This window comes from Streptococcus sp. HMSC062B01 (assembly GCF_001811085.1).
Taxonomy (GTDB): Bacteria; Bacillota; Bacilli; order Lactobacillales; family Streptococcaceae; genus Streptococcus; species Streptococcus gordonii.
In genome coordinates this window covers 243,444-263,419 of the sequence record NZ_KZ672780.1, presented here as the reverse complement: position 1 = coordinate 263,419, position 19,976 = coordinate 243,444, and the positions used below count along the sequence as shown (strand labels likewise).

Annotated in this window: 20 protein-coding genes; all 20 read right to left on the bottom strand. The window is 40.4% G+C overall.

What is annotated here, in order from left to right:
- Positions 1-256: 256 nt before the first annotated feature.
- Complete coding sequence (locus tag HMPREF2780_RS04590; protein WP_020992784.1) at positions 257-451, bottom strand: helix-turn-helix transcriptional regulator; 195 nt, start codon at positions 449-451, stop codon at positions 257-259.
- A complete protein-coding gene (locus HMPREF2780_RS04585) occupies positions 435-632 on the bottom strand; it encodes a hypothetical protein (protein WP_045634269.1) in 198 nt (65 codons plus the stop codon). The genes HMPREF2780_RS04590 and HMPREF2780_RS04585 overlap by 17 nt, the downstream gene beginning before the upstream one ends.
- A 138-nt stretch (positions 633-770) precedes the next feature.
- Positions 771-1,331, bottom strand: coding sequence for an ECF-type riboflavin transporter substrate-binding protein (locus HMPREF2780_RS04580; RefSeq protein WP_008808475.1), 561 nt, complete (start codon positions 1,329-1,331; stop codon positions 771-773).
- Positions 1,332-1,354: 23 nt separating this feature from the next.
- Positions 1,355-2,200: an SAM hydrolase/SAM-dependent halogenase family protein gene (locus HMPREF2780_RS04575; protein ID WP_105026244.1), complete on the bottom strand. Its 846-nt coding sequence runs from the start codon at positions 2,198-2,200 to the stop codon at positions 1,355-1,357.
- A gap of 187 nt (positions 2,201-2,387) precedes the next feature.
- Positions 2,388-3,815, bottom strand: coding sequence for an ATP-binding cassette domain-containing protein (locus HMPREF2780_RS04570; RefSeq protein ID WP_105026243.1), 1,428 nt, complete (start codon positions 3,813-3,815; stop codon positions 2,388-2,390).
- Positions 3,776-4,456 (bottom strand): energy-coupling factor transporter transmembrane component T, encoded by a 681-nt coding sequence (locus HMPREF2780_RS04565; RefSeq protein WP_045772885.1) that lies wholly within the window; start codon positions 4,454-4,456, stop codon positions 3,776-3,778. The genes HMPREF2780_RS04570 and HMPREF2780_RS04565 overlap by 40 nt, the downstream gene beginning before the upstream one ends.
- Positions 4,453-5,049, bottom strand: a complete 597-nt coding sequence (locus HMPREF2780_RS04560; protein WP_060553022.1) for an MptD family putative ECF transporter S component — start codon at positions 5,047-5,049, stop codon at positions 4,453-4,455. Before HMPREF2780_RS04560 ends, HMPREF2780_RS04565 begins: the two co-directional genes overlap by 4 nt.
- Positions 5,046-6,716, bottom strand: coding sequence for an amino acid ABC transporter ATP-binding/permease protein (locus HMPREF2780_RS04555; RefSeq protein ID WP_105026242.1), 1,671 nt, complete (start codon positions 6,714-6,716; stop codon positions 5,046-5,048). Before HMPREF2780_RS04555 ends, HMPREF2780_RS04560 begins: the two co-directional genes overlap by 4 nt.
- Entirely contained in the window at positions 6,706-8,469 is a 1,764-nt protein-coding gene (locus HMPREF2780_RS04550) for an ABC transporter ATP-binding protein/permease (RefSeq protein ID WP_105026241.1), read from the bottom strand. The genes HMPREF2780_RS04555 and HMPREF2780_RS04550 overlap by 11 nt, the downstream gene beginning before the upstream one ends.
- Before the next feature lie 121 nt (positions 8,470-8,590).
- Positions 8,591-9,283 carry a methionine ABC transporter permease gene (locus HMPREF2780_RS04545; protein WP_008808468.1) on the bottom strand — a complete coding sequence of 231 codons (693 nt, stop codon included), beginning with the start codon at positions 9,281-9,283 and terminating at the stop codon, positions 8,591-8,593.
- A gap of 1 nt (position 9,284) precedes the next feature.
- Complete coding sequence (locus tag HMPREF2780_RS04540; RefSeq protein ID WP_105026240.1) at positions 9,285-10,349, bottom strand: methionine ABC transporter ATP-binding protein; 1,065 nt, start codon at positions 10,347-10,349, stop codon at positions 9,285-9,287.
- Positions 10,342-11,715 (bottom strand): M20/M25/M40 family metallo-hydrolase, encoded by a 1,374-nt coding sequence (locus HMPREF2780_RS04535; protein WP_105026239.1) that lies wholly within the window; start codon positions 11,713-11,715, stop codon positions 10,342-10,344. The genes HMPREF2780_RS04540 and HMPREF2780_RS04535 overlap by 8 nt, the downstream gene beginning before the upstream one ends.
- A 122-nt stretch (positions 11,716-11,837) precedes the next feature.
- Positions 11,838-12,701 carry a MetQ/NlpA family ABC transporter substrate-binding protein gene (locus tag HMPREF2780_RS04530; protein WP_045634279.1) on the bottom strand — a complete coding sequence of 288 codons (864 nt, stop codon included), beginning with the start codon at positions 12,699-12,701 and terminating at the stop codon, positions 11,838-11,840.
- A 33-nt stretch (positions 12,702-12,734) separates the two neighbouring features.
- Positions 12,735-13,592 (bottom strand): amino acid ABC transporter substrate-binding protein, encoded by an 858-nt coding sequence (locus HMPREF2780_RS04525; protein ID WP_172455820.1) that lies wholly within the window; start codon positions 13,590-13,592, stop codon positions 12,735-12,737.
- Between the two features lie 188 nt (positions 13,593-13,780).
- On the bottom strand, positions 13,781-14,914 hold the full coding sequence (locus tag HMPREF2780_RS04520; protein WP_105026238.1) for an amidohydrolase: 1,134 nt from the start codon (positions 14,912-14,914) through the stop codon (positions 13,781-13,783).
- A gap of 110 nt (positions 14,915-15,024) precedes the next feature.
- Positions 15,025-16,134 carry a DUF4352 domain-containing protein gene (locus tag HMPREF2780_RS04515; protein ID WP_105026237.1) on the bottom strand — a complete coding sequence of 370 codons (1,110 nt, stop codon included), beginning with the start codon at positions 16,132-16,134 and terminating at the stop codon, positions 15,025-15,027.
- A gap of 121 nt (positions 16,135-16,255) precedes the next feature.
- A complete protein-coding gene (locus tag HMPREF2780_RS04510) occupies positions 16,256-16,972 on the bottom strand; it encodes a YebC/PmpR family DNA-binding transcriptional regulator (protein WP_011999961.1) in 717 nt (238 codons plus the stop codon).
- A 229-nt stretch (positions 16,973-17,201) separates the two neighbouring features.
- Entirely contained in the window at positions 17,202-18,032 is an 831-nt protein-coding gene (locus HMPREF2780_RS04505) for a DUF6612 family protein (RefSeq protein WP_061596120.1), read from the bottom strand.
- A 62-nt stretch (positions 18,033-18,094) separates the two neighbouring features.
- Complete coding sequence (locus HMPREF2780_RS04500; protein WP_105026236.1) at positions 18,095-19,186, bottom strand: nucleotidyltransferase; 1,092 nt, start codon at positions 19,184-19,186, stop codon at positions 18,095-18,097.
- Between the two features lies 1 nt (position 19,187).
- Positions 19,188-19,922, bottom strand: a complete 735-nt coding sequence (locus HMPREF2780_RS04495) for a class I SAM-dependent DNA methyltransferase (RefSeq protein ID WP_061603676.1) — start codon at positions 19,920-19,922, stop codon at positions 19,188-19,190.
- Between the last annotated feature and the right edge of the window lie 54 nt (positions 19,923-19,976).

The following is a 19,976-nucleotide window of genomic DNA, read 5'->3' as shown; positions in this document are numbered from 1 at the left end:
TTCATCCCCATTTAATCTTTATGCGAAAATTGCTCTTCAACTATTCTAGGATATTCCCTTGCTTTCGAGTTCTTTGGCTCGGGCTAAAAATGTCCCCCGGACATTCCCTCGCTTTCGTGTTTTTCGGCTCAGGCTAAAAATGTCCCCCGGACATTCCCTCGCTTTCGTGTTTTTCGGCTCGGGCTAAAAATGTCCCCCGGACATTCCCTCGCTTTCGTGTTTTTCGGCTCAGGCTAAAAATATCCCCCGGACATTTTTACTCCCAAAACAATTGATCCAGCGTTTTATTGAGACATTTGCAAATCGCTATGCATAAACTGAGGCTGGGATTGTACTTACCCGCCTCAATCAAGCCAATGGTCTGGCGGGTCACTCCGATAGCATCTGCTAAGTCGCCCTGAGTCATATCATGCTCCACTCGCGCCATCTTTAGCTTAAGATTTTTTGCCATGATCATCGTCCTTATCATTTTTCTTCTTAGTTGCTATGCTTAAAAGTGCACAACCAATTGCAATATCACAGCCAGCAAAAATAAGAAAAGTATGATTTTGATTGTTCAGTCCTATAACCAAAAAAATTACACCCAAAACAAGCCAAATAAGTGGTGAATAAATATTTTTGATGTTTTTCATATCGGTTCTCCCTTCATTTTTATAAGTCTATTATACAATATATTTTTCAAAATGCAATATATAAATTGCAAAAAGTATTTTATTTTTAACAGAAAAAGATCGAGATATCTCTCGATCTTTTTATTCTTATCGCGTGATTTAATCTTTTTTAAGGCTACCACTCTTTGTCTGAGTACGTGCATAGGCAATTAAAAGTATGGTTCCGGCAACTGCAACAGTCAGACCATTGGCAAGGGTTGCGACAACACCTTGTGCAAAGACCTTATTGCTTGGTTCATTATAGATCAAGATATCCCCAAGTGGAGCAATGACTACCCAAACCAAGGCATTAGCCACAAACTGAGCCACATTAAATGTAATGATATCTCTTGATTCAAATACTCCCTGAGCCACACGGAGGTAGTTCTTAAGCAATCCAACTACAAGTCCGAACAAACCACTAGCCAAGACCCAAGTCCACCAAGGGTTTCCATATTGGATGGAGTCTTTTAGGGCATGGCCAATAAATCCTGTTAAGAAACCAACGATTGGACCAAAAACAACGCCAAACAAAGCTTGGACAGCATATTGCAATTGAATGCTAGTGTTTGGAACAGGCGTTGGAATGCTGACCATCCCAATCACAACGAAGAGTGCTGCACCAATACCAGTTGCCACGACTTCTTTAATCGTAAAAGTTGTATCAAATATTTTTTTCATGTTTATCTCCTCTTTACAAATCGCTAATTTTCAATACGCTTGATTTCAATATGCCACTGGGCACCCACACCAACATTGTAGGCTTTGGCAAAAGAACCCTGGTTGATTGCTAGACCAACCCGATAGAGCGAATTGATATAAATAATCGGCTGACCGATGCGAACATCCGCAAAGGACTTCCCATAGGTCACTTGATTTTGGTAAACTAACATATCGTTATTGTAGATCGTTACCTCAAAACGTTCTCCAAACTGAGGTTCTAACTCTTGGAATTCTTCGCGAGTAATAGAAGTCCAAAGAGATCCAAATCGAACGTCTAGAATATCGATAGCACCGCTGACAGAACCTTCGCCAAAGGTGGTCTCCACAACTGGAATCTCGACAATCTCATCCACACTTAATTCTGGCCCTACTTCTTCAAAAGTAATGTGGCCACTAGCCAATTTAGCTCCTGTGTAGGCATAAACATCACGACCATGGAAGGTATAGGAATGTTCGGTATTCTTTCGACGATTTTCGACTTCAGAAATTTCCCGAATAGCCACAATACCAACGTGTTTCTTAATGAAAGACAAGGTTCCATTGTCTGGAGTGACGATGTATTGGTTTTGCGCTGTTTTTGCAACTACGCTCTTCCGCTTAGAGCCGACACCCGGATCGACCACTGAAACAAAGGTTGTCCCTTCTGGCCAGTAGTTGACCGTTTGAAAAAGACGATAGCTACCTTCAAAAATATTATAAGGCGTAATGTCGTGTGTTAAATGGTGAATCTTTAATGTAGCAGACTCCTCCAGAGCCACACCAATCATCGTAGATACCGCACCATCCACAAGACCAAAATCCGATTGCAATACAAGTAAATTGTTCATGTATTCTCCCTCTTATAGTCCTGTACTTTAACTTATTTATCTACTATCCTACCAGTCTAATCAACTCTAGAAACAGAAAAATAGCAAAGCCAGAAGCTACATTACTGTTCTTCAATCATACCAAAAATAGGAGGGGAAATCTAGATAAACAACTGTAAAAGCTATAGTTTTTTTGTATAGCGAGTAATTAATTTAAGGTAAAAAAGTAATCAGCTGTTTTCTCAAGTAATTCTTCATCATGAGAAATGAGCAGAATAATTTTTCCCTGCTCTTTTAATGCCTTCAGTAAGTCAGCCACTTGTAACATTTGCTGGTAATCTAAACCTGAACTAGGTTCGTCAAAGATAAACACTCTTTTTTTAGTAAGGACTTGACTTGCTATGACTAGCCGTTGCATCTCTCCGCCTGATAGAGTCATTGGATGCCTATCTTCTAAACCTTTTAATCCTAAGTTTTCTAAGATATTTGATGCATCGGCAGCTTTTTTCAAACCCAAGGTCAACTCCTTTTGGACGCTGTCTGAAAAGAGCTGAAGAGCAACTTCTTGCAGAACAAAAGCAGTGTCTTTCAGACGTTCATGAGCTGACAGAGCATGCCCATTTAAAGAAAAAGTTGCATCTTCATCGTCTAATAAACCAGCCAGATAAAAATCTAGAGTCGATTTACCTTTCCCATTAGGACCCACAAGGGCTGTAATCACTCCTGACTTGAAGTTAGCTTCTTCAAGAAAACTCAATTCCTGGTCCCCTGACTGTAAGCAAAGATTTTTTATGGTCAAATCCCCCGTCAGTGGTGAAGGAGCAATTTGCTTCTTTGCCTCAAGTTTAGAAATAGAGCTAGATAGATCCTGACTTCGAAGCCCTAAATCATGTCGTTCTGTTTCCGTTAAGCTATCAAACTCCTTTTTTGAATAATCTCTTTTAAGAGCACCTTGATCAAAATAAAGATAGCGGTCAGCCAAGTCCTTTAAATAATCCAAGCGATGCTCCGCTATAAGAATCGTTTTCCCTTCTTGTTTTAAGATAGAAAGATAACTAGCTACTTGCTCAATCCCTGACCTGTCCAAATTAGCTGTCGGTTCATCTAAAACCAAGATATCTGTATCCTGCATCAGGGCCGTTAAAAGGGCAATTCTCTGCTTTTCTCCACCTGATAAAGTAGAAATGTCACGTTCAAGATAGTCTTCTAAAGCAAAGTCAGCAGTTAATTTTTCTAATTTATTCAAAATTTCTGCTGCTGATTGACCATGATTTTCACCAGGCAAAACCAATTCATGCTTAACGTATTTATGAAAAAACAGACTGGAGGGATTTTGAAAAACTGAAGCAACTCGCTTGGAACATTCTTCAACCGTCTGTTTTCCTGCTGACTGATCGGCTATTTCTAATTGACCATCTAATTTTCCCTCATAGTAATCTGGGATTAAGCCATTGATCAACCTTAAGAAGGTTGATTTGCCACTCCCACTCTTGCCACATAAGACGACCAACTGGCCTGATGAGATTTGTAAATCTTCAACCAGCAAGATACTAGCTCTGCTATTTTCATAAGTAAAACGAAAGCCGGTCGCAGTAATCAGCCCCTTATCATCCACAAGGTCATGATAAACATCCATGCACAGGTACTCCAATCTGCTAAATTAAAGGTTGATGAAAAAGTTTCTGTCGGTCTTTTTCCTAGTGCCAATCCTTTGGTAAGGCTAGCTATGGTCAACTCTTGAACCGTTCGCATGAGTGACATGAGTAGTGGTACCAGGAGATACTCAAAGTAGGTCACTGGACGAAAGATAAAATCTCTTTTTCTAAGGAAAATCCCTCGAAGACGTAAACTTCTATGAATCGTTTTCGCATCTGCTGGTATAGCTGGCAAAAATCTCATCATTACTCCTAAGGTTAAAAGAAAAGATTCCGGTAGGTGCCATTTTCTAAGGCCATGAACCAGTTCGTAGGCTGTCGCAGTTGTCAAAAGCAAACTCCCAGCCATAAAAGAAGGAAGCAAAAAACGTCCAGCCGTGAGCAGAGTTACGAAATTTCGTATCAGTTGAAAAGAAAAGAAATCAGTTAGATAAGCATCTAGAGTCCAAAAAAGGACAAAAGCCAATAAACTATATAAGGCGATTTTACCTTTTCCAGCAAAGTATAAGAGCATCGCCAAGCCTGAAACGATTATCAGTTCAAGCCAGCCGGATACTCTAAAAAGAAAGGCCATATTGGCAAATAAAACCAAAAGGACCTTACTTCGTACATCTAATTTCATGAGACCATCCCTGACTTTATAAAGTGCTTCTTGACCATATATTGACCAAATAGTCCCCCTATAATAGCGGCAATAACAACCATAATTACAAAACCAAGAACCACTTGTGGATTCACAGGAACCATAACCCGGTCAATATACTCTTGAGTTTTACCACGCGCTAGCAAGCTTTGAACATAAGTCTCCCGAGCCAGCCACATCATAATAATCGGGCCTGAATTGGCAAAGGAGAAAAGGACAAATGACGCTAAACTTAGCCATTTATTTTGGTAATTTCCTTGTTTGGCTAACAAATCAGCTAGAAAGCCAAAAATCAAGCCTGGCAAGAAGGCCACAAAGAAATGGCCAGATAAGAAGAAAAATCCTCCCATCACGATTCCCAAGAGACTGATAGCTCCGAATTTTTTGATCTTGCTTTGTAGAAGCATGTAAACCGTCCCACCAAAGATTGCTGCTCCAGCTGGGGCATAGAACATATTCCCTGACCGGTCGAAAATCAGACCAACCAGGACGCCTAAACCGACGCATAGAAAATAGAGGGCTGCAAAAGCACCTGTCATCACAAGGTCTTTTACTTGTAGTCCTTTTCTCATCCTTTTATCCTCCTTACTTGAGAATGATTTAATTCATAAACCTCATCTGCAAAAGCAACCGTTGACAAGCGATGGGAGATGAGAAAGACCATGCCACGGCATTCTTCTTTGACAATAGATAGGAAGGCTGCTTCATTAAGTGAATCGAGATTGCTGGTGGGTTCATCAAAAATATAACAATCTGCCTCCTTAAGCAGGGCTCGCATCAGCTCCAAACGTTGGGCTTCACCAGCAGAAAAAGTTGTTTCTCCATCAATTACAGTATCTAACCCCTCTGGCAAGCGCTCCAAACGTTCCTTGAGGCGACATTTAGCTGCCAAGGTCCAGATCGCCTCATCACTGATATCAGTTCGGCCCAAGACTAGATTTTCCCGAAGACTTTTATGGAAAAGCTGAGCAACTTGAGGAACATAGGCGAAGGAGGCTTGTAAATGCTGGCGATGGAAGGTTTGATGATCCTGTCCAGACAGCAAAACCTGTCCTGCCTTAGGATCATACCAACGCATGATAATTTTCATGAGAGTAGATTTTCCTGTTCCACTTCCACCTACAATACCAATTATTCTACCTTTCTCAAATCGTGCTGACAAACCTTGAAAAAGTCCTTGCTCTCGTCCTTCATAATCAAAGTTTAAATGATTAACATCAACTGATTCGATCCTGACATCAGTCTTCAAACCACTGCTATCTGCCTCTGGCTCATCCAAGAGCGAAAAGACCTGCCGACTGGCATTCATTGCTCTTTTAAAACCTAGAGGTAATCGCCCTAATTCCAGAAATGGAGCAAAAGAGCTTGTAAAAGCTACTAGAGCTAGGCCTGCTTGAGTCAGATCAATATCACCTTGATTAAGTTGGAAGAGAGACAAGATGGCAAAGCCCATAACAGATAAGCCCACCACTAAAAAGGTTAGAGCTTGTTCAAAAAATTGCTTCTGAGCAACCTGCCTTTCTATGCTATTTAAACCTTGGCTTTTTTGTTCTAAACAAGCAAAACGTTTTGAAGTTTGTCCGAGCTGGGACAAATCATGTATTGCCTTCAGGCTCTCCAAGAAATAAGAAATGTATCTTGTCCGATCATTCGCTTGTTTTGATAAGAGTTTTTGTAAATGTCGAGCAAAATTTTGAGGCAAGACCACAGCTAAAAGCAGGTAAGTCAGCAAAGCCAAAAAACCGAGAGCTGGGGATATCCTAGAGAGAAAGACCCACATAATGAAAACAGAGATAATCCCTGTACAAACTGGTGCAACTGTATGGGCAAAAAAGACTTCAATTGCTTCAATATCCTCCCCGATCATTTTTAATAAACTCCCACTATCTTGTCGGTCTAACTTAGCAGGTGCAAGACGTCGTAGTTTAGCAAAGACAAGCTTTCGCAGATCCGCTAGGGAATGAAAAGCCACATAATGACCAAAATAATGCTCTCCATAGCGGAAGAGTCCTCGACCAATGGCCAAAGCTAAAAGAAGAAACAGAAAACCTAGAGTCGGAGCTTGCCCTCCTACAGCCAAAAATCCTTGATTTACCAATAAAACAGGAATCGCGACTGAAACTGTAAAGCCTGAAACTGCAAAAATAACAGCTAATCCTAGAGCAGGTAATAGATGCTTCATGATCTGAAATAGCCTGAAAAGGAGTTGCTCGCTTGGATAAGTTCTTTTAGCTTCCATGAATTCTCTCCTCCAGTTCTCTTTGTCTATCCACTAAAGTTCTGTAGTCCTGATTTTCCCAGTAAAGCTGGGTCGGACTAGCCAAAACCGTTCCCTCTTTACTCATAAAAAGAACTTGGTCAGCCTCTGCTACGCGCTTCATTTTATGAGTAATCTCGATGACAAGGGCTTCTTTAGAAAGCACGTTTAGCAGTTCATAAATAAGATCTTCATTCTCCTTATCAACGCTAGAAGTGATTTCATCAAAGATATAGAGCGATTTTTGAGCAAAAATTGCCCGGGCACAAATCACTTGCTGTCTTTGACCTGGTGACAGCTGGTTGCCATCTTCACCAACAAGGGTATCTAGACCCTCAGGTAAATTTTCAATAAAAGATAAAAGCTTCTTCTCGGTCAGCCATTGCTGAATTTTCTCCCGACTCCAATCCCTTGCCAACTGCAAATTCTCTAAAATACTGGTATTCAAAAGAAAGCTGTTTGACGACACATACATTATCTCTTTATAGAGAGCAGATTGTGTCAAATTTTTAGAGGAGGTTTGTCCAAAGAATATCTGACCTTGCTCGGGTTGCAATTTTCCTAGTAGAATCTTGCCCAAAGTCGTCTTACCATGTCCACTTTCCCCAGCAATAGCAAATACTTGGCCTACTTCTACGTTAAAAGAGACCCTATCCAGAATCTTTTTGTCCCCATAGGAGAAGGACAAATCCTGCACACTCAAGTGCTGAAATGGTGCTAAATCTTGTTTTGTTTCTACTTTAGTCTCTTGGACCGAATCCAAAAAATTAAAAATCCGATCAGCCATCTTTGTATTCATCATGACCAAATGCATACCGTAGCCTGCTTCTCGAATCGGAGTAAAAAATTCTGTTGCAATTAAGATAAAATAAATCATGCTGAACAAGGATAATTGCCCAGTAGCCAGCCAGGAAAGGGCTAAAAAACCTGACAGGCCGATTCCCAAATACATAACAGCATCCATATAGCCCACTGATTGTAGTTGAAAACCAAGCAGTTCCATAGTGGCATCGCGAAAATCTTCGGCCTGCTCCGCAAATTCCTGCTCGTATTTCTCATCAGCCTGATAAGAATACAATGTGTTTAACCCCTTTAAATCATCCAGAAAAAGGTTGCCCACATCCATATAAGAGCCCCAATATCGATTCATTATCCTACGCGATCGCTTCTGCATCAGGATGATAGACACAGGAATGAAAGGCAAGGATAATATAAAAATTAAACCACCCAAGGGAAAGAGCCAAAAGACTAAGATAAGGACTGTTAAACAGTTAAAATAGGTTCGTAGATTTAAGGATAGATAGTAGGAATAGTAGGTATCCAAGCTATCAATTCCCTGAGCAGCAACTGTTAGAATATCCGCTGCAGTTCGGCTATCTTGAAACTCACCGTCCTTAGCAACAAAAGCCTGAAAGAATTCTCTCTTTAGCTTGTTTCGTGCAAACTGAGAGGCTATGCCTTGAAACTTTTTGGCAAATAAAGCAATTCCAAATCCTAAACCGTTTAAGGCTAGCAAATAAAGAAAAAGAGTGTATAAGTCAAGCTGTTTTCCTTCGTAGAACTCTGTCAATGCTTGAGCAATCAAAGCAAAACTAGTAATTCTCGTTAAAAATTGAATCCATGATAAAAAAGCAGCCAGATAAATCATGCCCTTCTTTGGTTGAATTTGCTCTTTCAAGCGAGCTAATAGCTGTTTTTTCCTGCTTCTTGAGATCTTTTCCTCTTCTTGAGCCATAGCTTTCCCTTTCCGTAGGTTTTTTCTCCTTATTATAACATTCACAAAGTCGAATGTAAATTAAATTTTCAGAATATTTAATCAAAGAACAAGCTAGCCAAAATGGCTAGCAAATTAACTTCTATTTATGACTTAATTTTTTAGTCAAAAAGTCTCCTGCAAATTGAATCGTAAAGATGATAGCTACAATGACAACCGTCGCAAGAATGGTAACGTCATTATTATACCGGTTAAAACCATAAGCAATCGCTACATTACCGATACCACCTGCACCGACTGCTCCAGCCATAGCAGTTTCACCAATCAAAGAAATCAAGGTGACTGTCGTTACACGGATTAAATCTGGTAGACCTTCAATAAGATAGACACCAATAATATCCCATAAAGTTGCACCACTGGCCTGGGCTGCTTCAATCACTCCACCGTCCAACTCAGATAAAACCACCTGAACTTGACGTGCAAAAAAGGCATAAACGGCAAATGAAAGTGGCACAATAGCAGCATTTGGTCCAATTCCTGTCCCAACAATCAAGTGAGAAAAAGGTGATAGGACAGCCAACAAAATGATAAAAGGAATCGCACGGAAGACAGAAGTCACTTTATCCAAAATCCAGAAAGCCACCTTATTTTCCAGAACCCCACCTGGCTTGGTTAATACTAGAAAAAGTCCAGTTATCAAGCCAAAGAAACCACCAATCAAGAAAGAGATTACTGTCATATAAAGGGTCGTATAAATAGCTGTTCCCCAGCCTGCTTGACCAGTCCAGCCCATCCTATATACATTTGGCAAATAAGTTTCGATTAATTTCAGCATCTTATGCACCTCCCTTTAGAACAGTCAAACGAACGCCTGCTTCACTAATAGCCGTCTTAGCCGCAGTAAGATTTTCTGATTCGCCAGACAAGACAACTACCAAAGCACCAACAGGTGTATGGTCCAAAATTTCAATATTCCCATATAAGATATTGGCAGTAACTTGATATTTTTTGTAAATTTGATTCAACAAAGGCTCATCTGTTGCTGTACCCGCGTACTCCAACTGCACCAAAATACTATTTGGAGCCAGATTCTGCACAATTTCTTGCTTTTCGATTTTAACCATAGCTTCATTAATTCCTGTTGCTGTTGTAATGAAGTCTTTCGTCAAATCCTGATTAGGATTAGAGAAAATATCGAGAACAGAACCCTCTTCAATCAATTGTCCATCCTGCATTACTGCTACTCGATTAGCAATATCCTTAATGATTTGCATCTCGTGAGTAATAAGCACAATCGTCAAACCTAATTTTTGATTCAAGTCTTGCAAGAGAGCCAAGATTTGCTTGGTCGTCTTAGGATCTAGAGCTGATGTTGCTTCATCCGAAATCAAGATTTTGGGATCATTTGCCAAGGCACGAGCAATCGCTACACGCTGCTTTTGTCCACCTGACAGCTGCGAAGGATAGTTCTCAGCTCGATCCGCCAAGCCAACCAAGTCTAGTAGCTTCTTCACCTTCTCTTTTTTCTCTTCCTTAGACAGGCCTGAATGCTTTAAGGCAAAGGCTACGTTTTCTTCAGCCGTCAGCTGGCTCATTAGATTGAAGTGTTGGAAGATCATCCCAATATCCTGACGCTTTTGACGTAATTGAGCTGCAGAAAGTTGAACTCTTTTGTCCTTGAAAATGACATCATGGTCAACGGTAATAGTCCCTCCAGTCGGTACCTGTAATAGGTTAATCACCCGAACCAGAGTAGATTTTCCAGCTCCAGAATAGCCAACAATTCCATAGATATCTCCTTGGTTAATGCGGATACTCACATCTTTTACAGCTTGGATTTGACGTTTCTTCTGCTGGAAGGTCACGTCAATCCGATCTAATGTAATAATTTCTTTACTCATAGCTTGCAATCAACTCCTCTACTAATTCTATATGGGTGTAATAATCTGCTAGGCGAACATTTTCATCTCCACCATGGTCCCGACTGTTAGCATGGCCCAAGCCAAAGGCCATCATTGGTACCTTTAAAGCATCATAAACAGTAAACATAGGTCCAGTCCCGGCAGAAGTAGGCAGCACTGCTACTCCTTCGCTGTAATATTTCTTGGCCAACTCAATAACACTAAGAACAGACGGAGCACTCATGTCGCTGCGGTAGCTCATTTCTCCCAAAGTATAAATAAGCTCGACCTTAGGATAACCGTTCTTGACCAGTTGTTGTCGAATCTTATCAAGCACATCTTGTGGTTCTAAACCAGGTACGAGTCTCACCTCAAGCTTGGCCTTAGCTTCTGAAGGCAGGATGGTCTTGACACCCTGACCTTGATAACCTGATGATATTCCCTCAATATTAATGGCTGGTTCAAAGAAATAGCGTCGTAGGAACTTTTGCCCTTCCTCCTCAAGCAGGGGCAATTCTAAACCATAGATTTGTTTTAATTCTTCTGGGTTTCGTCGCGCAAACTCCTCAACCAGAGCTAGTTCACGTTCGTTTGGCTCGACAATTTGTTCATAGATGCCTTCCACCAAGATGCGACCGTCAGCTCCTCGCAAGCTAGCTAGGGCATTTAAAAGATACCAGCTACTTGAATCAATTACGCCACCAAAACTCGAATGTATATCTACATCAGCGCTTTTCACCTTGGCATCAAAGGTTACAATGCCTTTATTTCCGCCTGTGATTTCTAACTGACCCAGTGCATTCCGGCTACCCTGTTCCCAGATGAGGAGATCGGCGCCGGACAATTCCTCCTTGTGCTTTTCCAAATAGCGATCCAAGTCAGTCGAAGCAGACTCTTCCGCTCCCTCTATAATAAAAGTAACATTCACAGGTAAATCTTGCTTACCTTCTCGATACTTCTGCAAGGCTGTCAGGCGAGCCACGATGTGCCCCTTGTCATCGTCAACACCTCGGCCATACATGACCCCATCTCTGACAGACAAGGTGAAAGGATCTTCTGTCCAAGGTTGATCACTATCTGCAGGTACTGTATCATAATGGTTGTAAAAAATGATACTTTTAGCATTAGGATCTGAACTCTTAAAACGAGCAATGACAAAAGGAGCTCTGTAACTTGCATCAACAGTCACTTCTGCACCAGCCTCTTCAAAAACTTCTCTCAAATAATCTGCTACTTCTTTCAAGCCTATCTGCTGAGCAAAAATAGATTTTTTAGCAATCAACTCCCGTAAAACCTCAAAATAAGCCTGCGCGAGTTCATCCTCTTCAAATTTTTGTAACTGCTCTTTTTCACTGAAAAAAGCCATAATTCCTCCCATAAATAAGGCGATAAAACTCAGCTGGTCATCCCAACTGAGTTTTATTAAACACTTTCAGTCTTGCATGCTTGATAAATCCATTAAGACTGGTGCCTACTGTCTTTTACTTCTTACCAAACTGGCTCAAGCAAGCCATCTGAAGTTTTTTCTGTTAACTCTTTAACATCGTCAGAATGGTAGGCTGCAATCAACTTCTTAATTGCATCAGCCTTGTCAGATTTTTCCCAATCTTTCTTAGCTGCAATGATGTTGTACCATTGTTTAGAATTTTTATCTTTTGGTTCGATAAACAAAGCTTTCTTATAGTCTAATTTTGCTTCGTTTACGAAAGTGTTGTTTACAACAGCAGCGTCTACTGAAGTCAGTGAGCGAGCAGTTTGACTAGCATCCAATTCCGTAATTTTCAATTTCTTTGGATTTTCTTTAATGTTTGCAACTGTTGCAAGCTCGTTACCAGATTTGTCCAATTTAATTAGGCCAGCAGCTTGAAGCAAGTTCAATGCACGGCTTTCGTTAGTCGCATCATTTGGTACAGCGATTTCTGCTCCATCTGGAAGTTCGTTAACTTTTTTATACTTATTTTTACCGTCTTTTGTACCGGAGTAGAGACGGATTGGTGCGATGTAAGTATCCGCAATCGCAACTAGATCCTGATTATTTTCCTTATTCCAGTTGTTAAGGTAGTAGTAGTGTTGGAAAGCATTGACATCAAGCTCACCATCTGCCACGGCCTTATTTACTTGTGGGTATTCTGTAAATGGAGTAAAATCAAGTTTCACGTTTTCTTTTTCAAGTTTCTTTTGAATGAGATCCCAACGTTGTTGCTCATCGTTGTCAATGGTCATTGTACCAATTTTAATGGTTACTGTTTTATCTTTGCCATTTCCTGATTCTTTATTAGAAGCTCCACAAGCTGCCAAACCAAGGACTGCAACCGCAACTGCAGCTGCTCCAAACCATTTTGCTAATTTCATATTCTTATCTCCTTATAGTTTAAGTCTTATTAATTATTTAATATCTTTTGCCTCTGGAAGGTAACTACCACCGAAGTATTTTTGAGAAAGTTCTTCAAGAGTACCATCTTCGTATAGTTTCTTAATACGTTTGTCTACAAAAGTTTTTAATTCTTCTTGTCCCTGAGCAAATAAAGGATAAACATATGGCTGTTGATCGCTAGGAAGTTCAATGACTTCTAGATTTTCCAAATTTTGTTCTTTGATAATGGTATCAACAGAAATACGTTCAAAAATCTTGTAATCTGCACGACCCTCATTCAGATTCACTAGGATTTGTTGAATCGTTCCGTCCGTGTAGTTAATTTTCGTTTCCTTTTTAGGATGCTCTTTGTTGTAGTCTTCCAGCTGTTTCGCTGTAGAAGTTCCTTGTACCACTTCCGTCGATTTACCACCAATATCATCTAAAGATTTAATATCTGTTCCCTTACGAACTACTAAAACAGTTGGGTTTTTAGCATATGGGTTTCCATAAAGATATTTACCAGCACGTTCTTTTGAATAACTAATATTGTTGGCACCAATTTGGAAGCGATCGCTATCCAAACCAGCAAAGACAGAAGTCCATTTAGTTTTATTGAAATTGATTTCATACTTGTCTGATCCCTTAAAGACCTCTCTAAGCACTTCAATTTCATAACCTGTTAATTTTCCATCTTCATCATCATATGAGAAAGGTCGGGTTGTTCCAACGGTTGCAATTTCAACTGTTACCTTCTTCTCATCTGATTTACCTGATTCAGACTTGCTATTTGAAGCTGAGCAAGCAGCTAAGGTTCCGACTGCTGCAAAAGTAAGAGCAAGAAGGGCAGAATATTTAACTAATTTTTTCACAGATATTCTCCTATTCATTTATAAACTATGTCCTATAATAACAAATATCCCTAAGCTTGCCTAGTATATATTTTTTATCAAGGGTATAAATTTTATTTATTGCAGGCACACAATAAAGGCACAATAAAATCTCCTTGCCACTGTTCTATCTTAACAAAAGGAAGGAGATTTGCCTAGTTTCATTTTTTTATATAGGGATATAGTTGTTATTTATAGCATCTTAATAAGCAGAGGGCGCTTTCGACATAATATGGAACAGATACTTTAAAAGCTTCGTCATCAATAGTCATAGTGTCATGGTGGAGATCTGGTGCAGCATCTGCTCCATTTGAACCAATAAAGGCAAAAACTCCTGGAATCTTCTCCTGATAAAAAGCAAAGTCTTCTCCAGCTGTGGAAGGCCTGGCCTCCACCACCTCAGCAAATGTTTTAGAATTTTCAAATAAGAGTTCGGTCAAATCCGGATCATTATAAGTCACAGGTGGTGTTTGATCCCAAGTAATAGAAACTCGTACACCAAAGTTTTCTGCTGTATTTTCAACAATTTTAATAAAGTCTTCTTTTAATTTTTTTTGAGAGTTTGGGCTAAAGGATCGAATGGTGCCTTCAAAAAAACCATTTTGGGGCAGAACATTCCAGGTAGTTCCTGCCTCGATATGGGTAATAGAAAGAACATTGGCTTCAAAAGGGGAGACCGTTCTGGCCACCAAAACTTGCAAGGCTTGGACCATACTAGTCAAGGTTATGACTGTATCAACACCCAGATCCGGCCGTGCAGCATGGCTACTAATCCCTTCCACTTCTACCTTGAATTTCTCTACTCCAGCCATCATAGCCCCTGGCTTTAAAGCTAACTGATTTGCTTTTAGCTGAGGCATATTGTGAAAACCAACAATAGCTTTCACATCATCTAAATAGCCTGTCTCTATAACTTCCAAAGCTCCGCAAGAAGTCTCTTCAGCAGGTTGAAAAATAAGACGGATTGTCCCTTGCAAATCTTCCTCCATAGCCTTGAGCAGTTCAGCTGCCCCTAAGAGACTTGTCTGATGAAAATCATGTCCACAGGCATGCATGACACCTGGATTTTGACTGGCATAAGGCAGATTAGTCTGTTCAAAAATGGGCAGTGCATCTATATCAGCTCTCAGGGCAATTATAGGCTGTCCGGAGCCGATTTCAGCAATTAGACCTGTTTTCAGATTAGAATCTAATATTCTAATCTCAAGGTCTTCCAGATATTTTTTTAAAAAATCCGTTGTTTGATATTCCTGACCAGACAGTTCTGGATGACGATGGAGATAATGGCGGGTTTGTATTAGTTTGTCATAAAATTTCTTCATAGCAGGCTCCTTTTCCTCTAACTTATCTATTCTCCAGTATAGCACAAAGCTTAAGGAAGAAACAAAAAAGAGAGACCTGATGGATGAATCAGGCTCTCTTCTTTTACTTTTTATGATATATCGCCTTCAAAAGCGACAACAATGGAATCATAAGTATAATCTGGTTCTACAACCCATTTCCCATCTGTCTTAACAAATGTCAACTGGTATTCAGATTCAGTTGTAAGAAGAGGATGAGAATCTAAACCAGCCGTCATCACGTCAGCATAATTCTTGTCAATTGCCTTATTAATTTCGGTCAGATTGGCATATTCTGAACGATGTTTTTCATAAAACGCTTTACGATGGTTTAAAATCGTTCTACTTAGACTGATCGTTTTTGGTCTAATCTTGATCACAACCGAATTTGGTAGGTACTGAGTTACCCTATAAGAAATCTCAGCCCTTTTGGCATTCATTTCTACATAAGAATCGATAAAAGCATTAACTTCGTCATCAGTAAATGGATAATCATGTAATTTACGCTTGAAATCCTCTGTAAACGCTGCCCTGAAGTCACTTTCATTTTGGGACAGGTCGCCTCCCAAAACAAAATCTTCCTTACCACCAGATGATTTAGCCTCATCCTTACTTTTAGCTTTTCCGCCCAAGAAAACAGTATTGAGATAGTCAAAAGCAAGTTTCTTACTTTCTGCCACCTGATTAGGATACTTAGCTGGATCAATAGTCAATTTAAATCCTTTGATTTTCTGTTTTGGGTTATAAATCTTTTTCTCATACTCAAGTTCATACTTACCGTTGGTTTCAACCTCAAAGACTAAATAACCAGAAAGAGATTTTCCTGCCGAGAGATTATCGAATTGTATTGTCTCAAAACCATGCTTATAATCACTGACTCTGCTTAACTTAACTTTTTCACCATTAGGATTATAGATATCAATATCAGAAGGAGAAATTCTAACTGTTTCGTCTGATTTATTCTTAATTTCCAATTCCAAGGCTAAATATTTTGAATTTTCTTTTCCATCACTTGGCAGAATATACTGACCGCCCTTTACTTTCATTTCTATCTCTTTGTTGCTGGCTGATAGGGCACCTGATTTCGCCTCTTTCTGCTCTGCTGGAGTGCCTCCACCCTTACTTTGGCCAGGAAGTAGGTCACAGGCCATCAAGCTAAATCCGACTACAAGTATGGCTACATATTGAAAGATTTTTTTCATCCTTATCTCCTTGAAATAATATATTCTCTCTATTTTATCATAATCGCCTTAACTGGTAAACGTCATTTGAAGTTTTTCATTATAATAAAAAAACCTGCAGCCCAACTGCAGGTCCAGTAGATTAAAAGCCTTCGACGTTTGTGTAGACTTTTTGAACATCTTCATCGTCTTCAAGGACATCTACTAATTTTTCAAAAGTTGCAAGATCGTCACCAGAGAGTTCCACTTCTGACTGAGGAATCATTTCTAACTCTGTAACTTGAAATTCTTCGATGCCAGACTCACGCAGAGCTACGATAGCCTTGTGAAGATCCGTTGGTGCAGTATAAACCGTAATTGTTCCTTCTTCTGCTTCAACATCATCTACATCGACATCTGCTTCCAAGAGCAATTCAAAGATACTATCTGCATCATCTCCCGCAAACACAACAACTCCTTTGTTGTCAAAAAGGTAAGAAACAGAACCACTTGCTCCCATGTTCCCACCGTTTTTACCAAAAGCAGCACGAACATTCGCTGCAGTGCGGTTCACATTTGAAGTCAAAGTATCCACGATTAACATTGAACCATTAGGCCCAAAACCTTCGTAACGACCTTCTGTAAAGGTTTCATCTGTATTTCCCTTTGCTTTATCGATAGCTTTATCAATAACGTGCTTTGGTACTTGTGCTTGCTTAGCTCGGTCGATAACAAATTTCAGAGCTGTATTTGTTTCCGGATCTGGATCACCTTTTTTCGCTGCTACATAGATTTCAACACCGAATTTAGCATATACTTTTGAGTTTGCGCCATCTTTGGCCGTTTTCTTTGCCACAATATTGGCCCATTTACGTCCCATTGGAGGTTCTCCTTTTAATAGTTTACATTTTAATCTTTCTTATTATAACACAGGAACAAGGAAAAATCACTAAGAAAAATAGTCTAATTTGCTCTCTTTTATATCTTTTCTTTCACAGAAAAGAAGATCATTACCTGTTAACCTTAAACTTAAAATTCCCCATTGACTTGCTCTTTCTGAACTTAGCCTTGGAAAACTGAAATAGAATAACAAAGCTCAACTCACCGGCTTATTGCTCTTTTTTCTCGTCAGAGATAGTTGGAATGTCTTCCTTTTTAACCAAGTTCCAGTCTGAGTAACTCGTTTCACTCTTGATAGCAAGTGTTCCTTGATCACCAGAGGTAGATATATTCATCTTAAATTCTTTGAGGAATTTGCTTTTTTTGTCAATCTTTACGGTCAATTCTTTTTTGAAGTTGGATTTAGGAAATTGAGAAAAGTTAAACCGAAACTCTTTCCCATATACTCCTAAAATATCCGCATCTTGAGTTTTCAAAGTAAAGACATAATCGTTATCTGTCTCTTCTAGTTTTAAGTCTTGTGCTAGTTCATTTAAGCCATTTAAGAGTTGGAAATAGTCTGGATAAACAATATACTTTCCTCCTTTTTCTTGGACCTCTTTATCCCATTCACCAGTTTTATTATAACGGGTATATAATGGAGCCTTTTCACCACCAGGCATCAAGAGTTCTTTAAAATTCTCTTCTCCATCTTCCACAGTCTTAACTGTAATGCTTGCCATCTCTACTTCTTGTTTTTCGGTCTTATAGATAACTTGCGAAGTCATATTTTGTTCTTTTTGAATCTTTTTATCTGTTGTTCCCAGCAAGCCACCTATATTGGTTTTTTGACGAACACTAGTCATTTTTTGATTAGCAGTTTCTATTTCTTCTAGAAGAGTCGCTATATCCTTAGTTTTACTAGAACTTTGACTAGTTTTTTTCTGAGCACTGTTTTCTTGACCATTGGCCTGCTTATTATTGCTTGAGTTCGAGCAGGCACCTAAGCCAAGGGCAATGATAGCCAAGAGGGAAAGTAAGATTGATTTTTTCATTCTCATAAAAGAAGACTCCTTTTTCTATTCTTTGACTTCTATCTTTCTAGTTTAGATAGAAGTTTTCTTTACAACAAAATCACCGGAACTCGTCCAAAATTCTGTTCCTTAAGTGCAGGATTTCCTAGCTGGTAGACCTTGTCGGCCTGCTGGGTCAAACTGTCCCATGGTTCCTTGCCAATACGGCTGACCAATTCAACTTTTCCCTTAAGCTTGGACAAATGTTGACGCCCCTGTTCAGAAAAACCTAAAATATGGATTCCAGACGGAAGCTCTTCTTGCCTAGCTCCGACCAGGATATAGGTCAGCAAACGCCGAACCCGAGCCTTGGTATAGCGCTTTGTAGCCACCTGCTCAACTAGCTCTTCTATGGTCTCACTGCTTTTCAAGGCCTCTCTAATCCTAACGGCCAACTCCTGATTGACCTGATAAAAGTCTGTCAAATCCGAACAAGTCACTATCTGGTAACGGAGATAAGGAAAGAGGTCCGACCAGGTCACCTTGGGAGCCGCTTCAATCAAGTGATGGGCTGGGGTGAATTTTTTCAGAAAGTCTGGCTTATCCAGATTCTGACGAAGGGCTGTTGCCGAAGCAAATTCCTGATCAGCTGATAAGGAATGATAACCAGCACCCTGGCGTTGAATCGGGCACAGTTTTATATCTCTTCCCGCCACAGCCTTGGCATAGGCCAAGCCCAAGATGTGGTTGGGCGTAGAGCCTGAGAAATTGAGCCCTGCAAACTCCTGCCACATAGCCTGAGTCTTCTGAGGATAGGATAGGGAATCAGGCAAGCCTGCCAGATAAGCCTCCATCTGCTCTGCCTTTTCACCATAGACCTTGGAAATACTCTCATAATCCAGCACTTCCTCGGTCCCAAAAGTCAGCTGTTCGATGCCCAGTCTCTCTAAGATGTCTACTGCCCCCTTAGCGAAAAAGTCTGCCGCCTGAACGCTGACCAAGAAAGGCAACTCAAGAACCAGATCCGCTCCAGCTTCTAAAGCCATCTGAGCCCGAGTCCACTTGTCCACGATAGCCGGCTCCCCCCGCTGAACAAAATTGCCGCTCATAGCGATAATTTTCAGACCAGCAGCCTGCTCCAGCAGATATTTGTGGCCATTATGAAAAGGATTAAACTCCGCGATAATACCGGTAACTGTCATCTCATTTCTCCGCCACAAAGAACCAGCGAGCGCTCTTGTCAGTTGGCTCCTTGTCCTCAAAGTCCGCATAAACCTTGACATTCTTAAAGCCAGCCTGCTCCAGCAAGATATCATAGGTCAGAATCTCATAGGTTCGCTCCTCATGTACCTCGTCATGGCGCGTGAAGCGCCCATCCTCGTCTTGGACAAAGAAGGTCAACTCATGCACGATGGAATGAGGCGGTTCGTCCGCATAAGAATCCCAGACCATAGCAAAGGTTTCAGCATTTTCATGATAAGAATAGCCTGGAAAAACCTCGTCAATCTGGTAAATCGAGTGGACATCGAAGATAAAGCGACCACCCTCATTTAGATGCTGGTAAACTTGAGTGAAGGCCTGACCAACATCAACTTCATCCTCCATATAGCAAATCGAGTCTGAATAGCAAGTCACCAAATCAAACTGACCGACGCCACTCAAATCCAGCATATTGCCCTGGATAAAGGGAATGTCCAAACCGGCCTCTCTGCTACGCTTCTCTGCCAAATCCAACATTTCATGACTCAGATCCAGCCCCGTCACCTCAAAACCAGCCTTCTTAAAATAAATGGACTGAATACCCGTACCACAGGCCAGCTCCAGCAGTTTTTTCTTATCCTTGGGAAAATGACGCAGGCTGAAATCTGTCCACTTCTCATACAAAGAATCATCCATAATCGCATCGTAAACCGACGCGAAGGTTTCATAAGTTGCCATACTTTTCCTTTCAAAAATAGCCCAGCCAGCAGGCTGACTGAGCCAAATTCTGCT

Coding starts and splice junctions, on each gene's coding strand:
- HMPREF2780_RS04590 (WP_020992784.1), bottom strand. CDS start 451: ATGGCAAAAAATCTTAAGCTAAAGATGGCGCGAGTGGAGCATGATATG.
- HMPREF2780_RS04585 (WP_045634269.1), bottom strand. CDS start 632: ATGAAAAACATCAAAAATATTTATTCACCACTTATTTGGCTTGTTTTG.
- HMPREF2780_RS04580 (WP_008808475.1), bottom strand. CDS start 1,331: ATGAAAAAAATATTTGATACAACTTTTACGATTAAAGAAGTCGTGGCA.
- HMPREF2780_RS04575 (WP_105026244.1), bottom strand. CDS start 2,200: ATGAACAATTTACTTGTATTGCAATCGGATTTTGGTCTTGTGGATGGT.
- HMPREF2780_RS04570 (WP_105026243.1), bottom strand. CDS start 3,815: ATGGATGTTTATCATGACCTTGTGGATGATAAGGGGCTGATTACTGCG.
- HMPREF2780_RS04565 (WP_045772885.1), bottom strand. CDS start 4,456: ATGAAATTAGATGTACGAAGTAAGGTCCTTTTGGTTTTATTTGCCAAT.
- HMPREF2780_RS04560 (WP_060553022.1), bottom strand. CDS start 5,049: ATGAGAAAAGGACTACAAGTAAAAGACCTTGTGATGACAGGTGCTTTT.
- HMPREF2780_RS04555 (WP_105026242.1), bottom strand. CDS start 6,716: ATGGAAGCTAAAAGAACTTATCCAAGCGAGCAACTCCTTTTCAGGCTA.
- HMPREF2780_RS04550 (WP_105026241.1), bottom strand. CDS start 8,469: ATGGCTCAAGAAGAGGAAAAGATCTCAAGAAGCAGGAAAAAACAGCTA.
- HMPREF2780_RS04545 (WP_008808468.1), bottom strand. CDS start 9,283: ATGCTGAAATTAATCGAAACTTATTTGCCAAATGTATATAGGATGGGC.
- HMPREF2780_RS04540 (WP_105026240.1), bottom strand. CDS start 10,349: ATGAGTAAAGAAATTATTACATTAGATCGGATTGACGTGACCTTCCAG.
- HMPREF2780_RS04535 (WP_105026239.1), bottom strand. CDS start 11,715: ATGGCTTTTTTCAGTGAAAAAGAGCAGTTACAAAAATTTGAAGAGGAT.
- HMPREF2780_RS04530 (WP_045634279.1), bottom strand. CDS start 12,701: ATGAAATTAGCAAAATGGTTTGGAGCAGCTGCAGTTGCGGTTGCAGTC.
- HMPREF2780_RS04525 (WP_172455820.1), bottom strand. CDS start 13,592: ATGAATAGGAGAATATCTGTGAAAAAATTAGTTAAATATTCTGCCCTT.
- HMPREF2780_RS04520 (WP_105026238.1), bottom strand. CDS start 14,914: ATGAAGAAATTTTATGACAAACTAATACAAACCCGCCATTATCTCCAT.
- HMPREF2780_RS04515 (WP_105026237.1), bottom strand. CDS start 16,134: ATGAAAAAAATCTTTCAATATGTAGCCATACTTGTAGTCGGATTTAGC.
- HMPREF2780_RS04510 (WP_011999961.1), bottom strand. CDS start 16,972: ATGGGACGTAAATGGGCCAATATTGTGGCAAAGAAAACGGCCAAAGAT.
- HMPREF2780_RS04505 (WP_061596120.1), bottom strand. CDS start 18,032: ATGAGAATGAAAAAATCAATCTTACTTTCCCTCTTGGCTATCATTGCC.
- HMPREF2780_RS04500 (WP_105026236.1), bottom strand. CDS start 19,186: ATGACAGTTACCGGTATTATCGCGGAGTTTAATCCTTTTCATAATGGC.
- HMPREF2780_RS04495 (WP_061603676.1), bottom strand. CDS start 19,922: ATGGCAACTTATGAAACCTTCGCGTCGGTTTACGATGCGATTATGGAT.